This is a genomic window from Pseudomonas sp. 4CAES_32.4, from assembly GCF_058136335.1.
The window spans coordinates 610,082-633,695 of sequence record NZ_CM176882.1; the positions used below are offsets into that span (position 1 = coordinate 610,082).

The 23,614-nt window shown below is 59.4% G+C and carries 19 protein-coding genes and 2 tRNA genes; 17 read left to right on the forward strand and 4 right to left on the reverse strand.

From position 1 onward, the window contains the following. The first annotated feature begins 3 nt into the window (after positions 1-3). The 9 genes from mutL (at position 4) to AC3Y64_RS02720 (ending at position 11,603) form a co-directional block, all read left to right on the forward strand. Positions 4-1,905: a DNA mismatch repair endonuclease MutL gene (gene mutL, locus AC3Y64_RS02680; RefSeq protein ID WP_489987917.1), complete on the forward strand. Its 1,902-nt coding sequence runs from the start codon at positions 4-6 to the stop codon at positions 1,903-1,905. Beyond that, complete coding sequence (miaA, locus tag AC3Y64_RS02685) at positions 1,905-2,876, forward strand: tRNA (adenosine(37)-N6)-dimethylallyltransferase MiaA (protein ID WP_489986352.1); 972 nt, start codon at positions 1,905-1,907, stop codon at positions 2,874-2,876. The genes mutL and miaA overlap by 1 nt, the downstream gene beginning before the upstream one ends. A gap of 95 nt (positions 2,877-2,971) precedes the next feature. After that, on the forward strand, positions 2,972-3,232 hold the full coding sequence (gene hfq, locus AC3Y64_RS02690; protein ID WP_007902656.1) for an RNA chaperone Hfq: 261 nt from the start codon (positions 2,972-2,974) through the stop codon (positions 3,230-3,232). Positions 3,233-3,244: 12 nt separating this feature from the next. Next, positions 3,245-4,546: a ribosome rescue GTPase HflX gene (gene hflX / locus AC3Y64_RS02695; RefSeq protein WP_122593812.1), complete on the forward strand. Its 1,302-nt coding sequence runs from the start codon at positions 3,245-3,247 to the stop codon at positions 4,544-4,546. A gap of 96 nt (positions 4,547-4,642) precedes the next feature. Continuing rightward, complete coding sequence (gene hflK / locus AC3Y64_RS02700) at positions 4,643-5,815, forward strand: FtsH protease activity modulator HflK (RefSeq protein ID WP_158959834.1); 1,173 nt, start codon at positions 4,643-4,645, stop codon at positions 5,813-5,815. Continuing rightward, positions 5,815-6,684, forward strand: a complete 870-nt coding sequence (hflC, locus tag AC3Y64_RS02705) for a protease modulator HflC (RefSeq protein ID WP_122593810.1) — start codon at positions 5,815-5,817, stop codon at positions 6,682-6,684. Before hflK ends, hflC begins: the two co-directional genes overlap by 1 nt. A 313-nt stretch (positions 6,685-6,997) precedes the next feature. Next, positions 6,998-8,185 carry an ATP phosphoribosyltransferase regulatory subunit gene (locus AC3Y64_RS02710; RefSeq protein ID WP_489986353.1) on the forward strand — a complete coding sequence of 396 codons (1,188 nt, stop codon included), beginning with the start codon at positions 6,998-7,000 and terminating at the stop codon, positions 8,183-8,185. A gap of 54 nt (positions 8,186-8,239) precedes the next feature. Then, positions 8,240-9,529, forward strand: coding sequence for an adenylosuccinate synthase (locus AC3Y64_RS02715; RefSeq protein ID WP_105705879.1), 1,290 nt, complete (start codon positions 8,240-8,242; stop codon positions 9,527-9,529). Between the two features lie 139 nt (positions 9,530-9,668). Continuing rightward, positions 9,669-11,603 (forward strand): methyl-accepting chemotaxis protein, encoded by a 1,935-nt coding sequence (locus tag AC3Y64_RS02720; protein WP_489986354.1) that lies wholly within the window; start codon positions 9,669-9,671, stop codon positions 11,601-11,603. Between the two features lie 91 nt (positions 11,604-11,694). Here AC3Y64_RS02720 and AC3Y64_RS02725 read toward each other — a convergent pair whose 3' ends face one another. From AC3Y64_RS02725 to AC3Y64_RS02740, 4 genes are all read right to left on the reverse strand, one after another. Then, the gene (locus AC3Y64_RS02725; protein WP_489986355.1) at positions 11,695-13,260 is read right to left on the reverse strand and encodes an ABC transporter permease; all 1,566 of its coding nucleotides are present in this window, start codon (positions 13,258-13,260) and stop codon (positions 11,695-11,697) included. Next, positions 13,260-14,270 (reverse strand): extracellular solute-binding protein, encoded by a 1,011-nt coding sequence (locus tag AC3Y64_RS02730; protein WP_489986356.1) that lies wholly within the window; start codon positions 14,268-14,270, stop codon positions 13,260-13,262. The genes AC3Y64_RS02725 and AC3Y64_RS02730 overlap by 1 nt, the downstream gene beginning before the upstream one ends. Positions 14,271-14,460: 190 nt before the next feature. Beyond that, positions 14,461-14,547: transfer RNA gene (locus tag AC3Y64_RS02735), tRNA-Leu, on the reverse strand. Between the two features lie 180 nt (positions 14,548-14,727). After that, a tRNA-Leu gene (locus AC3Y64_RS02740) sits at positions 14,728-14,814 on the reverse strand. Positions 14,815-15,040: 226 nt separating this feature from the next. Between AC3Y64_RS02740 and rnr the strand changes: the two genes are divergently transcribed. The 8 genes from rnr to AC3Y64_RS02780 all read left to right on the forward strand — a co-directional run bounded on the left by rnr (position 15,041) and on the right by AC3Y64_RS02780 (position 23,560). Then, on the forward strand, positions 15,041-17,671 hold the full coding sequence (gene rnr / locus AC3Y64_RS02745; RefSeq protein ID WP_331693749.1) for a ribonuclease R: 2,631 nt from the start codon (positions 15,041-15,043) through the stop codon (positions 17,669-17,671). After that, positions 17,668-18,438: a 23S rRNA (guanosine(2251)-2'-O)-methyltransferase RlmB gene (gene rlmB, locus AC3Y64_RS02750; protein ID WP_489986357.1), complete on the forward strand. Its 771-nt coding sequence runs from the start codon at positions 17,668-17,670 to the stop codon at positions 18,436-18,438. Before rnr ends, rlmB begins: the two co-directional genes overlap by 4 nt. 239 nt (positions 18,439-18,677) lie before the next feature. After that, the gene (gene rpsF, locus AC3Y64_RS02755) at positions 18,678-19,100 is read left to right on the forward strand and encodes a 30S ribosomal protein S6 (RefSeq protein ID WP_038360383.1); all 423 of its coding nucleotides are present in this window, start codon (positions 18,678-18,680) and stop codon (positions 19,098-19,100) included. Between the two features lie 28 nt (positions 19,101-19,128). Then, positions 19,129-19,359, forward strand: a complete 231-nt coding sequence (gene rpsR / locus AC3Y64_RS02760; protein WP_002551829.1) for a 30S ribosomal protein S18 — start codon at positions 19,129-19,131, stop codon at positions 19,357-19,359. A gap of 36 nt (positions 19,360-19,395) precedes the next feature. After that, the gene (locus AC3Y64_RS02765; protein WP_489986358.1) at positions 19,396-20,289 is read left to right on the forward strand and encodes a hypothetical protein; all 894 of its coding nucleotides are present in this window, start codon (positions 19,396-19,398) and stop codon (positions 20,287-20,289) included. Positions 20,290-20,308: 19 nt separating this feature from the next. Next, entirely contained in the window at positions 20,309-20,755 is a 447-nt protein-coding gene (gene rplI, locus AC3Y64_RS02770; protein ID WP_003221136.1) for a 50S ribosomal protein L9, read from the forward strand. 120 nt (positions 20,756-20,875) lie between these two features. Next, on the forward strand, positions 20,876-22,273 hold the full coding sequence (gene dnaB, locus AC3Y64_RS02775) for a replicative DNA helicase (RefSeq protein WP_008078305.1): 1,398 nt from the start codon (positions 20,876-20,878) through the stop codon (positions 22,271-22,273). Positions 22,274-22,375: 102 nt separating this feature from the next. Beyond that, positions 22,376-23,560, forward strand: coding sequence for a squalene/phytoene synthase family protein (locus AC3Y64_RS02780; RefSeq protein ID WP_489986359.1), 1,185 nt, complete (start codon positions 22,376-22,378; stop codon positions 23,558-23,560). Positions 23,561-23,614 lie beyond the last annotated feature (54 nt).

The following is a 23,614-nucleotide window of genomic DNA, read 5'->3' on the forward strand; positions in this document are numbered from 1 at the left end:
GTGCTGAACGCCGCCGCGCGCATCGAGCTGCTCAGCCCTCGGCTGGCGAACCAGATTGCCGCCGGTGAGGTGGTTGAACGCCCGGCCTCGGTGATCAAGGAGTTGCTGGAGAACAGCCTCGACTCCGGCGCCAAACGCATCGATGTCGATGTCGAGCAGGGCGGCGTCAAGCTGCTGCGCGTGCGTGATGATGGAAGCGGCATTTCCGCCGACGACTTGCCGCTGGCCTTGGCCCGTCACGCCACCAGCAAAATCCGTAACCTCGAAGACCTTGAACAGGTAATGAGCCTGGGCTTCCGTGGTGAAGCACTGGCCTCGATCAGCTCCGTAGCGCGCCTGACCCTGACCTCGCGCACCCGTGGTGCCGAGCAGGCCTGGCAGGTCGAAACCGAAGGCCGCGACATGGCGCCTCGGGTTCAGCCAGCCGCGCATCCGGTCGGCACCTCGGTGGAAGTCCGCGACCTGTTCTTCAACACCCCGGCGCGGCGCAAATTCCTCAAGACCGAAAAAACCGAATTCGATCACCTGCAAGAAGTGATCAAGCGTTTGGCGCTGGCGCGTTTCGACGTGGCGTTCCATTTGCGCCACAACGGCAAGACCATCCTCAGCCTGCACGAGGCCCATGATGATGCGGCCCGTGCCCGGCGTGTGGCGGCGATCTGCGGCTCGGGTTTCCTTGAGCAGGCGTTGCCGATCGAAATCGAGCGTAACGGCTTGCATCTTTGGGGCTGGGTGGGTCTGCCGACTTTCAACCGTAGTCAGGCGGACTTGCAGTATTTCTTTGTGAACGGCCGGGCGGTGCGCGACAAACTGGTCGCCCACGCCGTGCGTCAGGCCTACCGCGACGTACTGTTCAACGGTCGTCACCCGACTTTTGCGCTGTTTTTCGAGGTGGATCCGGCGGCGGTCGACGTCAACGTGCACCCGACCAAACACGAAGTGCGCTTCCGTGACGGGCGCATGGTGCATGACTTCCTTTACGGCACGCTGCACCGCGCGTTGGGTGATGTGCGACCGGAAGATCAGCTGGCCGGTTCGGTGACCACCGCCGTCGTCCGCCCAACCGGCCTCGATGCCGGCGAATTCGGCCCGCAAGGCGAAATGCGTCTGGCCGCCAATGCGCTGCTCGAGCAACCGCAAGCGCAACCGGCGTTCAACACCTCGTCCGGTGCCAGCGCTGGCGGCGCTTACCAGTATCAATACACGCCGCGCCCGCAATCGGCGGTGCCGCCGGCCGCTGAAGCTCAAGCGGCGTACCGCGAGTTTTTCGCGCCGCTGCCCGAGGCCAATGCCAACGCGCTCCCGGCCGGGCAGGAAGACATTCCACCGCTCGGTTATGCACTGGCGCAGCTCAAGGGCATCTACATTCTGTCCGAGAACGCCCAGGGCCTGGTGCTGGTGGACATGCATGCCGCCCACGAACGGATCATGTACGAGCGCTTGAAGATCGCCATGGCCAGCGAAGGCTTGAGCGGCCAGCCGTTGCTGGTGCCGGAATCGCTGGCGGTGAGTCAGCGCGAGGCCGATTGCGCCGAAGAGCACGCGGCGTGGTTCCAGCGTCTGGGCTTTGAATTGCAGCGGCTGGGCCCGGAAACCCTGGCGATCCGCCAGATTCCGGCCTTGTTGAAGCAGGCCGAAGCCAATCGTCTGGTCGGCGACGTACTGTCGGACTTGATGGAATACGGCACCAGCGACCGGATTCAGGCGCACCTCAACGAACTGCTCGGCACCATGGCCTGCCACGGCGCAATCCGCGCCAACCGGCGCCTGGCCTTGCCAGAAATGAACGGCCTGCTGCGTGACATGGAAAACACCGAGCGCAGCGGTCAATGCAACCATGGCCGACCGACCTGGACCCAACTGGGCCTGGACGATCTGGACAAACTGTTCCTGCGCGGTCGTTGATGAACCAGCTCCCTCCAGCGATTTTCCTGATGGGCCCGACCGCTGCGGGCAAGACCGATCTGGCCATCGAGCTGACCAAGGTGCTGCCGTGCGAGCTGATCAGTGTCGATTCGGCGCTGGTCTATCGCGGCATGGACATCGGCACCGCCAAGCCTTCGAAAGAACTGCTGGCCGAATTTCCCCACCGTTTGATCGATATTCTTGATCCGGCAGATGCTTATTCGGCTGCGGATTTCCGTCGCGATGCCCTCCAAGCCATGGCCGAAATCACCGCGCGCGGGAAAATTCCGCTGTTGGTGGGCGGCACGATGCTCTATTACAAGGCATTGGTCGAAGGTCTGGCGGACATGCCGGCGGCAGATGCGGGAGTTCGCGCACAGATCGAAGAAGAGGCTGCGCGCCTTGGCTGGCAAGCCCTGCACGATCAATTGGCCGTAATCGACCCGGTGTCCGCTGCGCGCATTCATCCGAACGATCCGCAGCGCTTGAGTCGCGCGCTGGAAGTGTATCGGGTCAGCGGTCAGAGCATGACTGCCCTGCGCGAACAACAATCTGCGCAAAGTACTGAAGCAGCCGCTTCGGGACTGCAACAATTGCCCTATACTGTCGCGAACTTGGCCATTGCCCCGGCAAATCGTCAGGTATTGCACGAGCGCATTAAACAAAGATTCACAAATATGCTGGAACAGGGGTTCATTGACGAGGTCGTAGCCCTGCGTAAAAGAAGTGACCTGCATTCCGGGTTGCCGTCTATACGTGCGGTAGGCTACCGCCAAGTCTGGGATTATCTGGATGGCACGCTGTCGTTGGCTGAAATGCAGGAGCGCGGCATCATTGCCACGCGTCAATTGGCCAAACGCCAGTTCACCTGGCTGCGCAGCTGGGAAGATATACACTGGCTGGACAGTCTTGATTGCGACAATCTGCCACGCGCCTTGAAATACCTTGGGACCATCTCCATATTGAGCTGAGTCCTTGCAATTGCCGTCTATCCTTGGGGGTGTGACGGCCAAAGCCATCTGAATTACCTATTTTTTATTATTGAATCCTTAAAGGAGTGCGGCACATGTCAAAAGGGCATTCGCTACAAGACCCTTACTTGAATACTTTACGTAAAGAGAAAGTTGGGGTTTCCATCTACCTGGTCAACGGTATCAAACTGCAAGGCACGATCGAGTCGTTCGACCAGTTCGTGATTTTGCTGAAAAACACCGTGAGCCAAATGGTTTACAAACACGCTATCTCGACAGTAGTGCCGGTTCGTCCAATTCGTCTGCCTAGCGCAACCGAATCCGAAGCAGGTGACGCTGAGCCAGGTAACGCCTGATAGGAGTCTCCTTTGTTCTTTGAGCGCCACGGTGGTGGTGAACGAGTAATCCTCGTTCACTTGGATGGACAGGACCCTGAGGCGCGCGAAGATCCGCAGGAGTTTCAGGAATTGGCTAATTCGGCGGGCGCCGAGACCGTTGCGTTTTTTAACGTGCCGCGTCATCGGCCAACCGCCAAATTCCTGATCGGCAGCGGCAAGGTCGAGGAACTGCGCGACCTGGTCAAGGCTGAAGAAGCCGATCTGGTGATTTTCAATCACATCCTCACGCCCAGTCAGGAACGTAACCTCGAACGTGTTTTCGAGTGTCGCGTGATCGACCGTACCGGTCTGATTCTCGATATTTTCGCCCAACGCGCCCGCACCCATGAAGGCAAGCTCCAGGTCGAACTGGCCCAGCTTGACCACATGAGCACCCGGCTGGTTCGCGGCTGGACTCACCTTGAACGTCAAGGCGGCGGTATCGGTATGCGCGGCCCGGGCGAAACCCAGCTCGAAACCGACCGCCGTTTGCTGCGGGTCCGCCTGCGCCAGATCAAGGGCCGGCTAGAGAAGGTGCGCAGCCAGCGCGAGCAATCGCGACGCGGTCGATCCCGCGCGGATATCCCTACCGTGTCTCTGGTGGGTTATACCAACGCCGGGAAATCCACGCTCTTCAATAACGTGACGAAATCTGACGTCTACGCGGCTGACCAATTGTTCGCCACGCTCGATCCGACCCTGCGCCGTCTCGATATTGACGACCTGGGGCCGATTGTTCTGGCCGACACGGTAGGTTTCATTCGGCACTTGCCGCACAAGCTGGTCGAGGCATTTCGGTCTACGCTCGAAGAGTCGAGCAATTCCGACCTGCTGTTGCACGTGATCGATGCGGCTGAACCGGATCGCATGTTGCAGATTGAACAGGTAATGGTGGTGCTGGGCGAGATTGGGGCCCAGGACTTGCCGATCCTCGAGGTCTATAACAAACTCGATTTGCTTGAAGGCGTTGAACCGCAAATCCAGCGCGACGAGAACGGCAAGCCCCAGCGGGTCTGGCTGTCGGCGCGTGATGGTTCGGGTCTGGAGCTGCTTGAACAAGCCATCGCCGAATTGCTCGGCAGTGATTTGTTTATCGGTACCTTGCGTTTGCCGCAACGATTCGCTCGACTGCGTGCGCAGTTCTTCGAACTCGGTGCGGTGCAGAAAGAAGAGCACGACGAAGAAGGCATCAGTTTGCTCGCCGTTCGTTTGCCCCGTGTCGAGTTGAATCGACTGGTAAGCCGCGAAGGATTGCAGCCGATGGAATTCATCGAGCAACACACTTTGCAATAAAAGCCTGAAAAAGCGGTTGTGCCGTGACGGCAGGCATTCTGTAGCATTGGTCGGCGCGCCGTGGGTGCGTCTTTGCTTTATCAGATGGAGAGCGCTATGGCTTGGAATGAGCCGGGTGGCAACTCGAATAATCAGGATCCTTGGGGTGGCAAGCGCCGCAATAACGGCGACCGCAAGGGGCCACCAGATCTCGACGAGGCCTTCCGAAAGCTGCAGGAAAGCCTGAACGGGTTGTTCGGTGGTGGTAAGAAACGTGGTGATGACGGTGGTGGTTCGGGCAAGAGCAGCGGCGGCTTCGGCGGTCTGCTCGGCATCGGCCTCGTCGTGCTGGCGGCCGTCTGGCTGTACAGCGCGGTCTACGTAGTCGACGAGCAGGAGCAGGCCGTGGTGCTGCGCTTCGGCAAGTACTACGAGACTGTCGGCCCGGGTCTGAACATCTACTTCCCGCCGATCGACAAGAAGTACATGGAAAACGTCACGCGTGAGCGTGCGTACACCAAGCAGGGCCAGATGCTGACCGAAGACGAGAACATCGTCGAAGTGCCACTGACCGTGCAGTACAAGATCAGCAACCTGCAGGATTTCGTGCTGAACGTCGATCAGCCGGAAATCAGCCTGCAACATGCAACCGACAGCGCCCTGCGCCACGTGGTGGGTTCGACCGCCATGGACCAGGTGCTGACCGAAGGTCGTGAATTGATGGCCAGCGAAATCAAGGAGCGTCTGCAACGCTTCCTCGATACCTATCGCACCGGTATCACCGTCACTCAGGTCAACGTACAGAGCGCAGCGGCACCGCGGGAAGTGCAGGAAGCCTTCGATGACGTGATCCGCGCCCGTGAAGACGAGCAGCGTTCGCGCAACCAGGCGGAAACCTACGCCAACGGCGTCGTGCCGGAAGCCCGTGGTCAGGCCCAGCGCATCCTCGAAGATGCCAACGGTTACCGCGACGAAACGGTCTCGCGCGCCAAGGGTGAGGCTGATCGCTTTACCAAACTGGTCGCCGAATATCGCAAGGCACCTGAAGTCACCCGCCAGCGTCTGTACCTGGACACCATGCAGGAAGTCTTCAGCAACACCAGCAAGGTTCTCGTGACCGGCAACAAGAACGGCCAGAGCAACCTGTTGTACCTGCCGTTGGACAAGATGATTCAGAACAATCCGGGCAGCAGCGGGCCGGTGACCGGTTCGGCCGCCGCCAGCAACAACACGGATGTCACGCCGCACGTCACTGACCTGCCGCAGTCGCGCACAAGGGAGACCCGCTGATGAGCAATAAATCGCTGATCGCCCTGATCGTTGGCGTCGTGGTGGTACTGGTTGGCTGGAACTGCTTCTACATCGTCGCTCAAACCGAGCGTGCGGTGCTGCTGCAATTCGGTCGCGTGGTTCAGGCTGATGTTCAGCCTGGCCTGCATGTGAGGGTGCCATTCGTTAACCAGGTGCGTAAATTCGACGCGCGTCTGATGACGCTGGATGCGCCGACACAGCGCTTCCTGACCCTGGAAAAGAAAGCCGTGATGGTTGATGCCTACGCCAAGTGGCGCGTGAAAGATGCCGAGCGCTTCTACACCGCAACTTCCGGCCTCAAGCAAATCGCCGACGAGCGTCTGTCCCGTCGTCTGGAATCCGGTCTGCGTGACCAGTTTGGTAAGCGCACCCTGCACGAAGTGGTGTCGGGCGAGCGTGATGCGCTGATGGCTGACATCACCGCGTCGCTGAACAAGATGGCGGAAAAAGAACTGGGTATCGAAGTGGTCGATGTTCGGGTCAAGGCCATCGATCTGCCGAAAGAAGTGAACCGCAGCGTGTTCGAACGTATGAGCACCGAGCGTGAGCGTGAAGCTCGCGAGCACCGCGCCAAGGGTAACGAGCTGGCCGAAGGCATCCGTGCCGACGCCGATCGTCAACGCCGCGTGCTGCTGGCTGAAGCCTATCGTGAATCCGAAGAGGTTCGCGGTGATGGTGATGCCCAGGCCGCTGCGATCTACTCCAAGGCCTACGGTCAGGATCAGGAGTTCTACGGTTTCTACCGTAGCCTGCGCGCCTACCGTGAAAGCTTCGCGAACAAATCCGACGTCATGGTCCTCGACCCAAGCAGCGACTTCTTCCACTACCTGGAAAAAGCCAAGCCTTGATACGACGTTGACCTGAAGCACTCCGCCCGGCGGCTAAAACCTCGGGCGGGGTGATCCTTTGGGAAAACGTGTGTATGATGCGGCAGCCGGGAAATTCCCGGCTTTTTTGCGTCTGCACGTTTGATTGCTGTTTTTGGCTGCAGACATCGGGTTGAATGACCCGAGAGTAATTCGAGGAAAGTGATGGGCGAAGCCGGTAACAGGCCTTTCGCCGCGTCGTTCATGCGCGTGCGTTTTGAACGGATCGGTCATTTTCTGCTTCACTCAAGGCTCGCCCGCAGGCTGGCCGCCCGGATCAAAGGGGAATGGCGTAATGGCAACGGTAGACCGCTGGCTGCTGCCAGATGGCATCGAAGAAGTACTGCCACCGGAAGCGGCGCGCATTGAAGTCGCGCGTCGTCAGGTGTTGGATCTGTTCCAGAGCTGGGGTTACGAGTTTGTCGTGACCCCCCATATCGAGTACCTGGAATCCCTGCTGACCGGCGCGGGCCAGGACCTGGATCTGCGTACCTTCAAGGTCATCGACCCGCAATCGGGCCGGCAGATGGGGTTCCGTGCCGACATCACGCCGCAAGTGGCGCGCATCGATGCGCACACCCTGCGCCGCGAAGGCCCGAGCCGTCTGTGCTACGCCGGCAGCGTGCTCCATGCTCAGCCGCGTGCACTGTCGTCATCGCGCAGCCCGATCCAGTTGGGCGCCGAGTTGTACGGCGACGCCAGCCCGAGCAGCGACGTTGAAGTGATCAGCCTGATGCTGGCCATGCTGCAACTGGCCGATGTGCCGGATGTGCACATGGACCTCGGTCATGTTGGTATCTACCGTGGTCTGGCGCGTGCCGCCGGTCTGTCCGGTGAAGTCGAGCAGCAGTTGTTCGACGCGTTGCAACGCAAGGCCATCGACGAGGTCATTACCTTGACCGAAGGGTTGCCGACCGACTTGTCCGGCATGCTGCGCGCGCTGGTCGATCTGTGCGGTGGCCGTGAAGTTTTGAGCGCCGCCCGCGAGCGTCTGGCCAATGCGCCGGCGCCGGTACTGGAGGCGCTGGAAGACTTGCTGGCGATCGCCGAGCGTCTGTCGGCGCGCTTCCCGGAGTTGCCGCTGTACTTCGATCTGGGCGAGCTGCGTGGCTACCACTACCACACCGGTGTGGTGTTCGCGGTGTTCGTTCCGGGCGTTGGCCAGTCTATCGCTCAGGGCGGTCGCTACGACGACATCGGCGCCGATTTTGGTCGCGCCCGTCCAGCGACAGGCTTCTCCACCGATTTGAAAACCCTGGTGACCCTGGGGCGTGCTGACATCGAGCTACCGTCTGGCGGTATCTGGATGCCTGACAGTACGGATGCGGCACTCTGGCAGCAGGTTTGTCAGTTGCGCAGTGAGGGTCAGCGTGTCGTTCAGGCTTTGCCTGGGCAACCTTTGGCCGCCGCCCGTGATGCGGACTGCGACCGGCAATTGATTCAGCAGAACGGGCTTTGGCAAGTATCGCCACTGGCTTCTTGAGTTTTCCTGCCGGCCATCGCCGGCACCAAGTTTGCGCGAATGAGGACAAGTGTTATGGGTAAGAATGTCGTAGTCCTGGGCACCCAATGGGGTGATGAGGGCAAAGGCAAGATCGTTGATCTGCTGACCGAACATGCTGCCGCCGTAGTGCGCTACCAGGGTGGCCACAACGCTGGTCACACACTGGTGATCGACGGCGAAAAAACCGTCTTGCACCTGATCCCGTCGGGCGTGCTGCGCGAAGGCGTGCAGTGCCTGATCGGCAACGGCGTGGTGGTCGCACCTGACGCCCTGCTGCGCGAGATCACCAAGCTGGAAGAGAAAGGCGTACCGGTGCGTGAGCGTCTGCGTATCAGCCCGTCCTGCCCGCTGATCCTGTCCTTCCACGTGGCGCTGGACCAGGCCCGTGAAAAAGCCCGTGGCGAGCTGAAGATCGGTACTACCGGTCGCGGCATCGGCCCGGCTTATGAAGACAAGGTTGCTCGTCGTGGCCTGCGTGTTGGCGACCTGCTGAACATGCCGCGCTTCGAAGACAAACTGCGTGAATTGGTGGATTACCACAACTTCATGCTGGTCGGTTACTACAAAGAGCCAGCCATCGAGTTCGAAAAAACCCTGGCCGAGTGCAAGGAATACGCTGAGCTGCTCAAGCCGCTGATGCTCGACGTCACTGCCGAGCTGCACGACCTGCGTCGCGCCGGCAAAGACATCATGTTCGAAGGCGCGCAGGGTTCGTTGCTCGACATCGACCACGGCACCTATCCGTACGTGACCAGCTCCAACACCACCGCTGGTGGCGTGGCGACCGGCTCGGGCGTTGGCCCGATGTTCCTCGATTACATCCTGGGCATCACCAAGGCTTACACCACTCGCGTTGGTTCCGGTCCATTCCCGACTGAGCTGTTTGACGACGTTGGCGCGCACCTGGCCAAGCAAGGTCACGAGTTCGGTGCTACCACCGGCCGTGCCCGTCGTTGCGGCTGGTTCGACGCCGTTATCCTGCGTCGCGCTATCGATGTGAACAGCATCTCGGGCATCTGCCTGACCAAGCTGGACGTACTCGACGGTCTGGAAACCATCAACATCTGCGTCGGCTACAAAGATGCCGAAGGCAACGCTGTTGCTCCGACCGACGCGGACAGCTACGTAGGCCTGCAGCCTGTGTACGAAGAAGTGCCGGGCTGGACTGAATCGACCGTGGGTGCCAAAACCCTGGAAGAGCTGCCGGCGAACGCTCGTGCCTACATCAAGCGCGTTGAAGCGTTGATCGGCGCACCGATCGACATTATTTCGACGGGCCCGGATCGCAACGAAACCATCGTTCTGCGTCACCCGTTTGCTTGATAAGTCGTTGATGTAAAAAACAAAGGCCCCTTAATTGGGGCCTTTGTCGTTTATGCCTGTTGGACGGCATGACCTTTGCTGTGATTCTTCCTACAAGAGTGCCATCAAATTAATGGCGTCAGAAGTAGAGGTATTCACAGTGTCGGCCGTTCTCTCACTGTTACAAAGCCGTTTGTTGCGCCCAGTCTTCGTTACCCTTGGTATCGCTCTTTTGGTGCAAGTGTTGGTGGCTGTTGCCCTGACCCGGAGCACCGTCACGGCGCTGGAAGCTGATCTGGCCGTGCGCCTCGGTGCTGACAGCCAGAAACTCTCCGGCGAGCTGGAGCAGGCCGGGCGGGAAGTCACGTCGAGTCTCGATAATCTGTCCTCGAGTACGCGTCAGCGCCTGACGGTCGGTTTATCAGCGCGCCTGAAGGACGAGCAGGCGCAACTGCGGGCGACGCTGGAAAAGGATTTGAAGGATTCGGCCAATGACATGGCCCAGTTGCTCGCCTCGGTGGCGCCGCGCGCCATGTGGGACAGCGACGTGCCGACCCTGTCCGAGTTCGCCCGGCGTGCCCAGCGCAATCCCAACGTGTTGTTCGTGGTGTACGACGATGCGACCGGCCAGCACCTGACCCGTTATCTCAATCGCGAAAACCCGATCAACAAGGCCTTGCTGGAAAAAGGTCAGGGCGAGCGTGCGCTGGATAAAGTGCTGGATGCGGCGAAGAACGATCCGTCGGTCTACTACCTCGAGGCTTCGATCAATCCCAACGGCGTGGAAATCGGCAAGGTGCTGATGGGTGTTTCCACGGCCTCGGTGGAAACCGATCTGGCCGCGCTGGACAAGCGCTTCTCGGCGCTGATTGCCAGCAGCGATCAACTGGTCGGCGACAGCCTTCAAGGTGCCGCGGCTGATAGCGCCAAAGCCATGCAGGCACGTCTGCAATCGGCGCAATCCACCGCCGCTGAGATGAAGGCCAATACCGCGAGCACGGTGCAAGAAGCAGCGGCGACCCTGCGCTGGAGAATCGGCATGGGCCTGGCGCTGGTCGGTTGTGGCGTGCTGCTGTTGCTCGCCGTTGTGCTCGGCCATCGCGTGGTCAATCGCCTGAAGATGCTCAACGCGGCGATGGATGATCTGGCCGCGGGCGAGGGTGATCTGACCAAGCGCGTGCAGATCAACAGCAAGGACGAGATCGGCGACATGGCCTCGGCGGTCAATCGCTTTGTCGATAAGTTGCAGCCGATCGTGCGCGAGGCCGGCGATGTCGCTCAGCGTACTGGCGTCGAGATTGGTGCGATGACCCTGCGCAACGCCGGTGCCGATGCGGCTGCCGGCATGCAGCGTGACGAGGTCGCGGAAAGCCTGCGCGCACTGTCGCAAATGGCTGATGAGGCGCAGTCGGAAAGTCACGCGATGCAGGCCGCGTTGAAGCAGGTGGTGGATATTCGCCAAGCGACTGACGAAAACACTCGCACGTCAGCCAAGGTCGGCAGCCTGATCGAAGCGCTGGCCGGGCAGGTCGATACCGGGGCGAAAGTCATTGAGCGGCTGGCGCAGCAAAGTGAACAGATTGAAGTGGTGTTGACGGTGATTCACGGGATCGCCGAACAAACCAATCTGCTGGCGCTAAACGCTGCCATTGAAGCGGCGCGTGCCGGTGAGACCGGGCGCGGGTTTGCTGTGGTGGCGGACGAAGTCCGAGCGCTGGCGAGCAAGACGCAGAGCTCCACCGGCGATATTCAGGCGCACATCGTCGCGTTGCAGCAGGGCGCGCGTGAGGCGGTCGAGGCGATCGGCCAGGCCGGGCGGCAGGCCAGCGAAGGTTTGCTGGTGTTGCGCGACAGTGCGCGGTTGCAGCAATCGGTACAGGCTTCGGTTGAGCAAGTGCATGCGGCGATTGGCCTGGCGACGCAGGCGGCTGCGCATCAGGCGCAAGGTGCGCAGGCGGTGCGTGGGCGGGTTGAGACGATTCATGCGCAGGCCGAGAAAGCGGCGCAGGCGGTGGTGGAAACCACGGCGAGTGGCAAGGTGCTGGATGGTCTGGCGGCGCAGCTGAAAGCCAGTCTGGGGCAGTTCCGGGCTTGATGTTGTCTGGTCGGGCCCCATCGCGAGCAGGCTCACTCCTACAGGGGGAACGCATTCCAATGTAGGAGTGAGCCTGCTCGCGATAGCTATTTCAGCGGCTCAAATACATCCGAGTCGTCAGCAGATAGACCGGCAACCCGGACACCAAAATCAACAACGCCGCATAAGGCGCTGCCGCCGCAAACTCGACATTCGCGGTATGCGCCCAAACCTCGGTCGCCAAAGTATTGAGCCCGGTCGGGCTCAACAACAGCGTCGCCGTCAATTCCTTCATCGCATCGAGAAACACCAGCGCAAACGCTGCGCCCAATGCCGGGAAGATGATCGGCAGCGTCACGCGACAAAACGCTGTGAACGATGAAGCGCCCAGCGTACGTGCAGCCTCTTCCAGTTGCGGCGCGGCTTTGTTCAGCGCTGTACGGATCGGCGCCTGTGCCAGCGGCAAAAACAGCAGCGCATAGGCAATCAGCAGCAGCCCCGAAGTCTGGTACAGCGCCGGCACGTAATGCAGGGCGAAATACACCAGTGTCAGCGCAATCACCAGTCCCGGCAGGGCATGCAGCAGATACGGCAAGCGCTCGGCCCAGATCGCCAATTGGCCTTTGTAGCGCACCACCAGCAAACCGACCGGCACCGCCAGCACCAAGCAGAGCGCCGCGCCGCCGAGCGACAACGCCAGCGACGACAGCAGTGCTTCGGTAATTGCTGCCACCGGGAAGGCCGCCGAAGAGCCCACCGCCAGCCAATACGCCAACATCCCCAATGGAATCCCGCTGCCGACGATCGCCAGCATCAGGCAATACAACTGACCGACTGCTGCCCAAGGCCCGAGTCGAACCTGTTCCGCACGCCGCGCCGCACCTTGTCCGGTGCGCACATGCCGACCTTTGCCGCGTACGCGCAGCTCCAGCCACAACAGCGCCAGACACAACGCCAGCAGTACGGCAGACAGCATCGCCGCGTTGGCATTGCTGAATTCCAGCTCGAATTGCTGGTAGATCGCCGTGGTGAAAGTCTGCAGGCCGATGATCGACAGCGCGCCGAATTCCACCAACATGTGCAGGGCAATCAGCAGCGAACCGGCCAAGAGCGATGGCCACAGCAGCGGCAGGGTGACGCGGAAAAACACGCCCCAGCGATTCTGCCCAAGCGTGCGCGCCGACTCTTCAAGGGAAGGATCGAGATTGCGCAGGGTCGCCGCCACTGGCAGGAAGATCAGCGGGTATTTCGACAGGCTCATCACCAGAATCGCCCCGCCAAGGCCCTCAAACTGTGAACTCAGCGAGACCCAGGTGAAGCTGCTGACAAACGCTGGCACCGCAAATGGCAGGCACAAGATTACGCCCCAGAGGCGGCGTCCCGGTAGATTGCTGCGTTCCAGCAGCCAGGCCAACGACAGGCCGACCACACCGCACGTAAGGGTTACGCCAACCATCAGCGCCAGAGTATTGCGCAGCAGGCCGAATACATACGGGCGCCACAACAAGTGCAGCGCCTCGGCCCAGCCGGCCTGCCAGGCTTTGAGGCCGACATAGGCCAGTGGCAACAGGCTCAGCACAACCAGCAAAAGCACCGGCAGCACCAGCCAGATCGACGGCCGTTTGCCTCGTGGCACGTAACCCCCGCGCACGGCGGGGGCGGATAACGATGCGGCCATCAGTTCAACCCAACTTCACGTTCCAGTTCCAGCGCTTCTTCGGCATTGCCCAGATCGGCCGGTGTTACATTCGGCGCTTCCAGCTCGCTGAACGGCTTGAGCCCGCGATCCGATTCCATGCCTTTGTGCAGCGGGTATTCGGCGGTGGTCTGAGTGATCACGCGCTGACCTTCTTCGCTGGCCATGTAGGCAAGGAATTGCTGGGCTTCTTTTCGATGTTTGCTGGATTTGAGTACGGCAGCGCTGGATACGGTGATCAAGCCGCCAACGTCACCACCAGTGAAGTAGTGCAGTTTCGAATCAAGCTTGCCTTTCTCGCGCTGCAGGGCGAACCAGTAATAGTTGTTCACCAATACAGTGGCAACTTCGCCGTTTTCCACGGCTTTGAGGGCGACCATGTTGTTGCTGTAGGTCTTGCCGAACGCGCGCAGGCCGGTCAGCCATTCTTCGGCGGCATCACGACCGTGCATTTTTATGATCGCGACAGCCTGTTCCTGGAACGCGCCGCTGGTCGGTACGAAGCCGACCTTGCCTTGCCATTGTGGATCGGAGAATTCCATCACCGATTTCGGCAGGTCTTTTTCATCGACCAGTTTCGGGTTGTAGGCAACCACGCGAACACGCGCCGTTATGCCGATCCAGGTGCCGTTACCGGCGACATATTTTTCCGGCAGAACGGCCAGAGTCGCGTCATCGGTCTTGGCCAGCAGGCCCAGTTCGCCGAGATTGTTCAGCGGTGGCGATTCTTCGGTGTAGATCACGTCGGCGGGGGAGCGGTCGCCTTCTTCGATGATCTGGCTGGCCAGCTGATTGCTGCTGCCCTTGCGCACGTTGACGTGAATGCCGGTCTTGGCTTCGAAGGCTTTGGCGATCGCGTCGCCGACTTCCTTGTGCTGGCCGTTGTAGAGAGTCAGGGAAACCGCATCGGCAGCCTGGGTGAGGGGAGTGGCGAGCGCCAGGCCGAGGAGTGTAAAGGTCAAGCCTCGGCGCAGGGTATTTCGAAACGTCATTCGCAGGGTTCCTCACTGTCGCATTGCAAAAACTTGCAACAATGATAAACGATATTGTTTCTCAAGTGCGCCTTGCGGTGGGGCTGGCGGTTTGATAGGCGGGTGTGTTTGATTTTCTGGAAGCCAGAAACGCAAAAACCCGCTTTCGCGGGTTTCTGTGAAATCCAAGGTCGTAACCTTGAATTTGAATTGGTGCCCAGAAGAAGACTCGAACTTCCACGACCTTGCGGTCACCAGCACCTGAAGCTGGCGTGTCTACCAATTTCACCATCTGGGCAATCATCGCTAGCGTTGCCGCTGTTGATGTGGCGCACTATACGGAGCGTCTTTTGATCTGTAAACCCCTGATTTAATTTTAATAAATCAGTTTTAAGAAAACCCGGGCTTAGAATGCAAAAAACCCGCTTTCGCGGGTTTTGTGTGAGTCTTGAAACTGATCTAGTCTCAAACTCGAAATTGGTGCCCAGAAGAAGACTCGAACTTCCACGACCGTAAGGTCACCAGCACCTGAAGCTGGCGTGTCTACCAATTTCACCATCTGGGCAGTATCGGCAACGCTTGTACGTCGTCGATGGCGCGCACTATACGGAGCGTGTTTTTAACTGTAAACCCCTGTCAGCAAAAAATATGATTTTTTTTACCGGCGGTGGTCAAAACGGCTTTCGGGCGTCGATACAGGCCCTCAGTTGGGCCTTATATAGTCGGAAATTTCCCGTTTCATGGCGCCTATGCCAAACTAACCCGCATATAGACAAGGTGAAAACTCTCTAATGGCCGATTGGCAGTCCCTCGATCCCGAGGCCGCTCGTGAAGCGGAAAAATATGAAAACCCTATTCCTAGCCGCGAACTGATCCTGGCGCATCTCGCCGATCGGGGTTCGCCTGCTGCCCGCGAGCAACTGGTCGAGGAGTTTGGTCTGACCACAGAAGACCAGATCGAAGCCCTGCGACGCCGCCTTCGCGCCATGGAGCGCGACGCTCAACTGATCTACACCCGTCGTGGCACGTACGCGCCGGTCGACAAGCTCGACCTGATCCTCGGTCGCATCAGCGGCCACCGTGACGGTTTCGGCTTCCTGGTGCCGGACGACGGCAGCGATGACCTGTTCATGAGCCCGGCGCAAATGCGTCTGGTGTTCGATGGTGATCGTGCACTGGCCCGTGTTTCCGGCCTCGACCGTCGCGGTCGCCGTGAAGGCGTGATCGTCGAAGTGGTTTCGCGTGCTCACGAAACCATCGTCGGTCGCTACTTCGAAGAAGGCGGCATCGGTTTTGTCGTTGCCGACAACCCGAAGATCCAGCAAGAAGTGCTGGTGACGCCGGGTCGCAACGCCAATGCGCAGATCGGTCAGTTCGTCGAGGTGAAGATCACCCATTGGCCGACGCCGCGCTTCCAGCCGCAAGGCGACGTGGTCGAAGTGGTCGGCAATTACATGGCGCCGGGCATGGAAATCGATGTGGCCCTGCGTACCTACGACATTCCGCACGTCTGGCCTGAGGCCGTTCTGAAAGAAGCGGCCAAGCTCAAGCCGGAAGTCGAAGAAAAAGACAAAGAGAAGCGCGTCGATCTGCGCCATCTGCCGTTCGTTACCATCGACGGCGAAGATGCCCGCGACTTCGACGATGCGGTTTATTGCGAAGCCAAACCGGGCAAGCTGCGCCTGTTCTCCGGCGGCTGGAAGTTGTATGTGGCGATTGCCGACGTTTCCAGCTACGTGAAAATCGGTTCGGCGCTGGACAACGAAGCGCAAGTGCGCGGCAACTCGGTGTACTTCCCCGAGCGTGTTGTGCCGATGCTTCCTGAACAGCTGTCCAACGGCCTGTGCTCGCTGAACCCGCACGTCGATCGTCTGGCCATGGTTTGCGAGATGACCATCTCCAAGTCCGGCGAAATGACCGACTACTGCTTCTATGAAGCGGTGATCCATTCCCATGCTCGTCTGACGTACAACAAAGTCAGCGCGATGCTGGAAACGCCGAAAATCACCGAGGCGCGTCAGCTTCGCGGTGAATACAACGACGTTCTGCCGCACCTCAAGCAGCTTTATGCGCTGTACAAGGTGCTGCTGGCGGCCCGTCACGTACGTGGCGCGATCGATTTCGAAACGCAGGAAACCCGAATCATCTTCGGTACCGAGCGCAAGATTGCCGAAATCCGTCCGACCACCCGCAACGACGCGCACAAGCTGATCGAAGAATGCATGCTGGCGGCCAACGTGGCCACCGCCGAATTCCTCAAGAAGCACGAAATTCCTGCGTTGTATCGCGTCCACGACGGCCCGCCACCGGAGCGTCTGGAAAAACTCCGCGCCTTCCTTGGCGAGCTCGGCCTGTCCCTGCACAAAGGCAAGGACGGCCCGTCGCCGAAGGACTACCAGGCTTTGCTGGCGAGCATCAAGGATCGCCCGGATTTCCACCTGATCCAGACCGTGATGCTGCGTTCGCTGAGCCAGGCGGTGTACAGCGCTGACAATCAGGGCCACTTCGGCCTGAATTACGAAGCCTACACCCACTTCACTTCGCCGATCCGCCGTTACCCGGACCTGCTCACGCACCGCGCGATCCGCAGCGTGATCCATTCGAAACAGGACACCCCGCACGTTCGTCGTGCCGGTGCGATGACCATTCCGAAGGCACGCATTTATCCGTACGACGAAGCGGCGCTGGAGCAACTCGGCGAGCAGTGCTCGATGAGCGAGCGCCGCGCCGACGAAGCGACCCGCGACGTGGTGAACTGGCTCAAGTGCGAGTTCATGAAAGATCGCGTGGGCGAGTCGTTCCCGGGCGTGATCACCGCCGTGACCGGTTTTGGTCTGTTCGTCGAGCTGACCGATATCTACGTCGAAGGCCTGGTGCACGTCACCGCGCTGCCGGGCGATTACTACCACTTCGATCCTGTGCATCACCGCTTGGCTGGCGAGCGCACCGGTCGTAGCTTCCGTCTCGGCGATACCGTTGAAGTGCGCGTCATGCGCGTTGACCTCGACGAGCGCAAGATCGACTTCGAGATGGCTGAAAAAACCATCAGCGCGCCGATCGGTCGCAAAAAGCGTGGCGCTGAAACTGCTGCACCTGCCGCCAAGGTTTCGGAAGAAAAGGCTCCGGCAAAAACCGCTGGTCGCCGTCCGGCCAAAGAGAAGGCTGCCGAAGCCTATCGCCCAAGCGACGCCGTGGCGAAAAACGCCGAGCTGCGCAAAAGCCGTGAAATGAAGAAAGCCCTGCTTTCCGACGCCAAAAACGGTGGTAAAGCGGCGTCCGGGGGAAAGACCGGACGGTCGGCGCCTGAAAAGGCCTCCGGCGGCAAGCCAGCCAAACCGAGCAAACACCGTAAAGGCCCGCCAAAAGCGGGTTCGGCTCCAGCCAAAAGTGGCGGGGCACGTAAACCGAAGGCGAAGTCATGAGTCAGTTGGAAAAAATCTACGGCGTTCACGCGGTAGAAGCATTGCTGCGTCACCACCCGAAACGCGTCAAGCAGATCTGGCTGGCTGAAAGCCGCAACGATCCGCGGGTGCAGACGCTGGTTGAGCTGGCCAACGAAAACCGTGTGCAGGTCGGTCAGGCCGAGCGTCGCGAAATGGACGCTTGGGTTGAAGGCGTGCACCAGGGCGTGGTCGCAGAAGTGAGCCCGAGCCAAGTCTGGGGCGAAGCGATGCTCGATGAGCTGCTCGATCGTACCGAAGGCGCGCCACTGTTGCTGGTGCTCGACGGCGTGACCGATCCGCACAACCTCGGCGCCTGCCTGCGTTCGGCGGACGCTGCCGGTGCGATGGCAGTGATCGTGCCGAAAGACAAGTCGGCCACCCTGACGCCTGTCGTGCGTAAGGTCGCTTGCGGCGCGGCGGAAGTGATTCCATTGGTGGCGGTGACCAACCTCGCTCGCACCCTGGAAAAACTCCAGCAGCGCGGTCTGTGGATTGTCGGCACGGCAGGCGAAGCCGAGGTCAGCATCTATGACCAGGACCTGACCGGCCCGACGATTCTGATCATGGGCGCCGAAGGCAAAGGCATGCGTCGCCTGACCCGCGAACACTGCGACTATCTGGTGAAACTGCCGATGGCCGGTAGCGTCAGCAGTCTCAACGTCTCGGTAGCAACCGGCGTCTGCCTGTTCGAAGCTCAGCGTCAGCGTGGTGCGAAAGCCAAGGCAAGCGCTTCGCGCAAGCCATAAGCCTATAGCTGCAAGCCTCAAGCTAAAAGCGGACCCGCTTGCAGCTTGAGGCTCGATGCTTACAGCTGCTGTTCAAATATTCACCAATTGCCTTGCACCTCTTCTGTCCCTTCTCTACAATTGCGCCCCTTGCTGTGACGGCAGGTACGCATGTGCCCCGCGCCAGCAAGTCCATAAGTGTCATTCACTCCTTGTCTGACCGTTTTTGAGCGGCAGGCTACAACCCGTAAGGAGCATTCATGCGTCATTACGAAATCATCTTTCTGGTCCACCCGGATCAGAGCGAGCAAGTCGGCGGCATGGTTGAGCGTTACACCAAGCTGATCGAAGAAGACGGCGGCAAAATCCACCGTCTGGAAGATTGGGGCCGTCGTCAACTGGCCTACGCAATCAACAATGTTCACAAGGCTCACTACGTGATGCTGAACGTTGAGTGCACTGGCAAGGCTCTGGCCGAGCTGGAAGACAACTTCCGCTACAACGATGCAGTGATCCGTAACCTGGTCATCCGTCGCGACGAAGCCGTAACTGGCCAGTCCGAGATGCTCAAGGCTGAAGAAAACCGCAGTGAGCGCCGTGAGCGTCGCGACCGTCCTGAGCACGAAGGCGCTGATAGCGCTGATAGTGATGACAGCGACAACAGCGATAACGCTGACGAGTAATCCACGGACCTTTTAAGGAGCCTATCAAATGGCACGTTTCTTCCGTCGTCGTAAATTCTGCCGCTTCACCGCTGAAGACGTGAAAGAGATCGATTACAAAGATCTCAACACTCTGAAAGCCTACGTATCCGAGACCGGCAAAATCGTTCCAAGCCGCATCACCGGTACCAAAGCTCGTTATCAGCGTCAGCTGGCCACCGCTATCAAGCGCGCCCGCTTCCTGGCCCTGCTGGCCTACACCGACAGCCACGGCCGCTGAGACCGGGCAGTCGACAAGTAGCAAAGGATTGAATGCATGCGTGCCTTAGCTGAGTTCATCATGCGAGGCCGTATGCAGGCCACTCTCGTGGTGGCCGGATGTGCAACATTGCCGTTGTTGTATTGGTTGGGTGCTGCCGCCGGGAGCCTTGTGCTGCTGCGGCGCGGATTGATGGACGCCCTAGGCGTTCTGTCACTGGGACTGCTGCCGGCCTTGATCTGGTGGCTGTATGCCGATGACCCACGGGCACTTCTGGTGCTGCTGGGGTCTTCGGGACTTGCGTTGGTTTTGCGCGCAAGTGAATCCTGGGTTCGCACGCTGCTGGTCAGCGTAGTGATTGGAGTGGTGTTTTCGGTGGTGCTCGGGGCCGCGTTTGCAGCCCAGATCGAGATGCTCGCGCAGGCCTTGATAAAGGTCATGCCGGCGCTTCTCGGTGAGACTTACAAGCAATTGTCGGTCGAAGAGCAAGCGCGTTTCGCGTCCCTGATAGCGCCAGTCCTGACCGGACTGATTGCGGCGTTGTTGCAGATCGTCAGCGTGCTGAGCCTGATTGTCGGGCGTTATTGGCAGGCGTTGTTGTACAACCCGGGTGGTTTTGGTCGCGAGTTTCGCGCCATCCGGATCCCGCTGGGGCCGGCGATGTTACTGCTGGCGTTGATGCTTCTGGGCCCGAATCTCGGTGCACAGATGGCCATGTTGACGCCGTTGTGCAGTGTACCGCTGGTGTTCGCCGGACTTGCCCTGATTCACGGGCTGGTCGGGCAGAAGCGACTGGCCGGTTTCTGGCTGGTGGGGTTGTACGTCACGCTGTTGCTGTTCATGCAGCTGATCTATCCGTTGCTCGTGGTTCTGGCCATTGTCGACAGCCTGATTGATTTTCGCGGTCGTCACGTGTCGAAAGACACCGATAACGCGAACGGTGAAGGTTAAAAGTTAAGAGGATTTCCACATGCAACTGATCCTTCTGGAAAAAATCGCCAACCTGGGCAACCTGGGCGACAAAGTAAACGTTAAGGCCGGTTACGGCCGTAACTACCTGCTGCCTTTCGGCAAAGCTACCGCTGCGACCGCTGCCAACCTGGCTGCGTTCGAAGAGCGTCGTGCTGAGCTGGAAAAAGCTGCCGCAGACCGTAAAGCATCGGCTGAAAGCCGTGCTGCCCAACTGGCCGAGCTGGAAGTGACCATCACTGCCACCGCTGGCGACGAAGGCAAGCTGTTCGGTTCGATCGGTACTCACGACATCGCTGACGCACTGACCGCTTCCGGCGTTGAAGTGCAGAAGAGCGAAGTTCGTCTGCCGAACGGCACCATCCGCAACGTGGGTGAATTCGACGTGGCTGTGCACCTGCACGCCGAAGTTGAAGCCACCGTACGCGTTGTCGTGGTAGCAGCTTAAGCAACACCTGATCGGCTGGCGGCTTGCCCGTCAGACGGTTAACATCGGGCACGATCCTGTTTACAGGTCGTGCCCTTTGTCTTTCTGAATTCCCTGCTTTTCACTAATACTCAAGTGGCCATGAACGATATTTCCGCTCCCGAGCAATACGATCTGCAAACCGCTGCCCTGAAGGTGCCGCCGCATTCCATCGAGGCCGAACAGGCTGTTCTCGGTGGTCTGATGCTGGACAACAACGCCTGGGAACGCGTGCTGGATCAAGTCTCCGATGGCGATTTCTATCGACATGACCACCGTCTGATCTTCCGTGCGATCGCCAAACTGGCCGATCAGAACTCGCCGATCGACGTCGTGACCCTTGCCGAACAACTCGACAAGGAAGGTCAGACTTCGCAAGTCGGTGGCCTCGGCTACTTGGGCGAACTGGCGAAAAACACGCCGTCCGTCGCCAACATCAAGGCCTATGCGCAGATCGTCCGCCAGCGTGCGACGTTGCGCCAACTGATCGGCATCAGCACCGAGATCGCCGACAGTGCCTTCAACCCGGAAGGTCGCACCGCCGAGGAGATCCTCGACGAAGCCGAGCGGCAGATCTTCGCAATTGCCGAAGCCCGGCCAAAAACCGGTGGCCCGGTGGGTGTGAATGATCTGCTGACCAAGGCCATTGATCGCATCGACACGCTGTTCAACACCGACAACGCCATTACCGGTCTGTCCACTGGCTACACCGACCTTGATGAAAAGACCAGTGGCCTGCAGCCGGCTGACTTGATCATCGTCGCCGGTCGTCCGTCGATGGGCAAAACCACCTTCGCGATGAACCTGGTGGAAAACGCCGTCCTGCGCAGCGACAAAGCGGTGCTGGTGTATTCCCTCGAGATGCCAGGTGAATCGCTGGTCATGCGTATGCTCTCCTCGCTGGGCCGCATCGACCAGACCAAAGTGCGTTCTGGCCAACTGGAAGACGACGACTGGCCGCGCTTGACGTCGGCGGTCAACCTGCTCAATGACCGCAAGCTGTTCATCGACGATACCGCCGGTATCAGCCCATCGGAGATGCGTGCGCGTACCCGACGTCTGGCGCGGGAACACGGTGAGATCGGTCTGATCATGATCGACTACCTGCAACTGATGCAGATTCCAGGTTCCGGCGGCGATAACCGAACGAACGAGATTTCTGAAATCTCGCGTTCCTTGAAAGCCTTGGCCAAGGAATTCAACTGCCCGGTGGTGGCGTTGTCCCAGCTCAACCGATCCCTTGAGCAGCGGCCGAACAAACGTCCGATCAACTCTGACCTCCGGGAATCCGGAGCGATCGAGCAGGACGCCGACGTGATCATGTTCGTTTACCGCGACGAGGTGTATCACCCGGAAACCGAACACAAGGGTATCGCCGAAATCATCATCGGCAAGCAGCGTAACGGCCCGATCGGTTTTATCCGCTTGGCGTTCATCGGCAAATACACCCGCTTCGAGAACCTCGCGCCGGGCAGTTACAACTTCGATGATGACGAATAACCAGACGTAGCCCGTTCGTCGGAACTGTCAGAGTTGACAGTGTCGCCATCCTTTGAGAAGGCCTGATAGTTTCTGTCAGGCAGCTCAAAGGGACTGGTCATCATGAGTGAATGTTACCGCTCGCTCTGCAAACACCTTCAACCTCTGGTCAATAGGGAGCAATTGTCGGTTCGTGCATCCGCGCTTTTGCATCCCGACCCTGTTCTCTATCAGTCCCAAGCCCTCTCGGGCGTTTCGCGAACCTTCGCCTTGACCATTCCGCAATTGCCAGCCGAATTGGCGACGGTGGTCACCCACGCCTATTTGCTCCTGCGGCTTGCCGATACGATCGAAGACGAACCTGCATTGACTCCCGGGCAGATCCGGTTTTATGAAGACGCCTTCTTGGAGGTGGTGAGCGGACGGCAAGATGCTCGTCAATTCAGTGACCAGGTGTGTGCGTTGTTAACGGAGCAGACACAAGAAACCGAGCGGGCGCTCATGCATCATTTACCGTGGCTGATGCAGGTCGACCGGCACTTGAACGCGGTTCAGCGTGAGGCGCTACTTGATTGCTTGAGAGTCATGACCCATGGAATGTCGGAGTTTCGAGTCGGACTGGGGCTTGAGGGGCTGAAAACACGGCACGATCTTGACCGCCTCTGTTACTGCGTATCGGGCGTGGTAGGTGAAATGTTGACGGAGTTTTTCATCGATTTTGATCCGTCGCTTTCAATCAAACGCGCCACCCTGCAGCGTTTGTCGGTTTCTTTCGGCGCGGCTTTGCAACTGACGAACATCCTCAAGGACCAGTGGGAAGATCGCGCCCGAGGCGTCTGTTGGTTGCCTCAGGATTTATTTGCCGAGCATGGTGTGCAGTTGTGTTCATTGAACCCGGATCAGACAGATGTGCGCTTCGACAGTGCGCTCTCGGAGCTCATTGGCACCGCTCATGCGCATCTGCGGCAGGCTTTCCAATATCTTTTGCTTATTCCGTCCACGCTTCCAGGGATACGCCGGTTTATCGCCTGGACATTGGGACTGGCATTAATGACTTTGCGTAAGGTGCACGCAAACCCGGGTTTTGGTTCAGAGTCGCAAGTCAGGGTTTCTCATGCTGAAGTTTTCTTGATCATGCGTTCGGTACGTTGCGCACAGCGGTCGGATCGAGCCTTGTCAGTACTGTTCAAGCTCGCCTCACAGGGCCTTCCGTTTACTCCGCTGAGCGCGCAGTGGCAGGAGACAGCTTGGCTCGCCAACCCATGGCCGCGCCATTCAATTCCCTTCCTTGAGCAGCCGTTGAAGTAAACCCCGCAAGAGGCGGCCGTGAACCCGCGCTGGGCGAAAGCGTTCGCCCAGCAC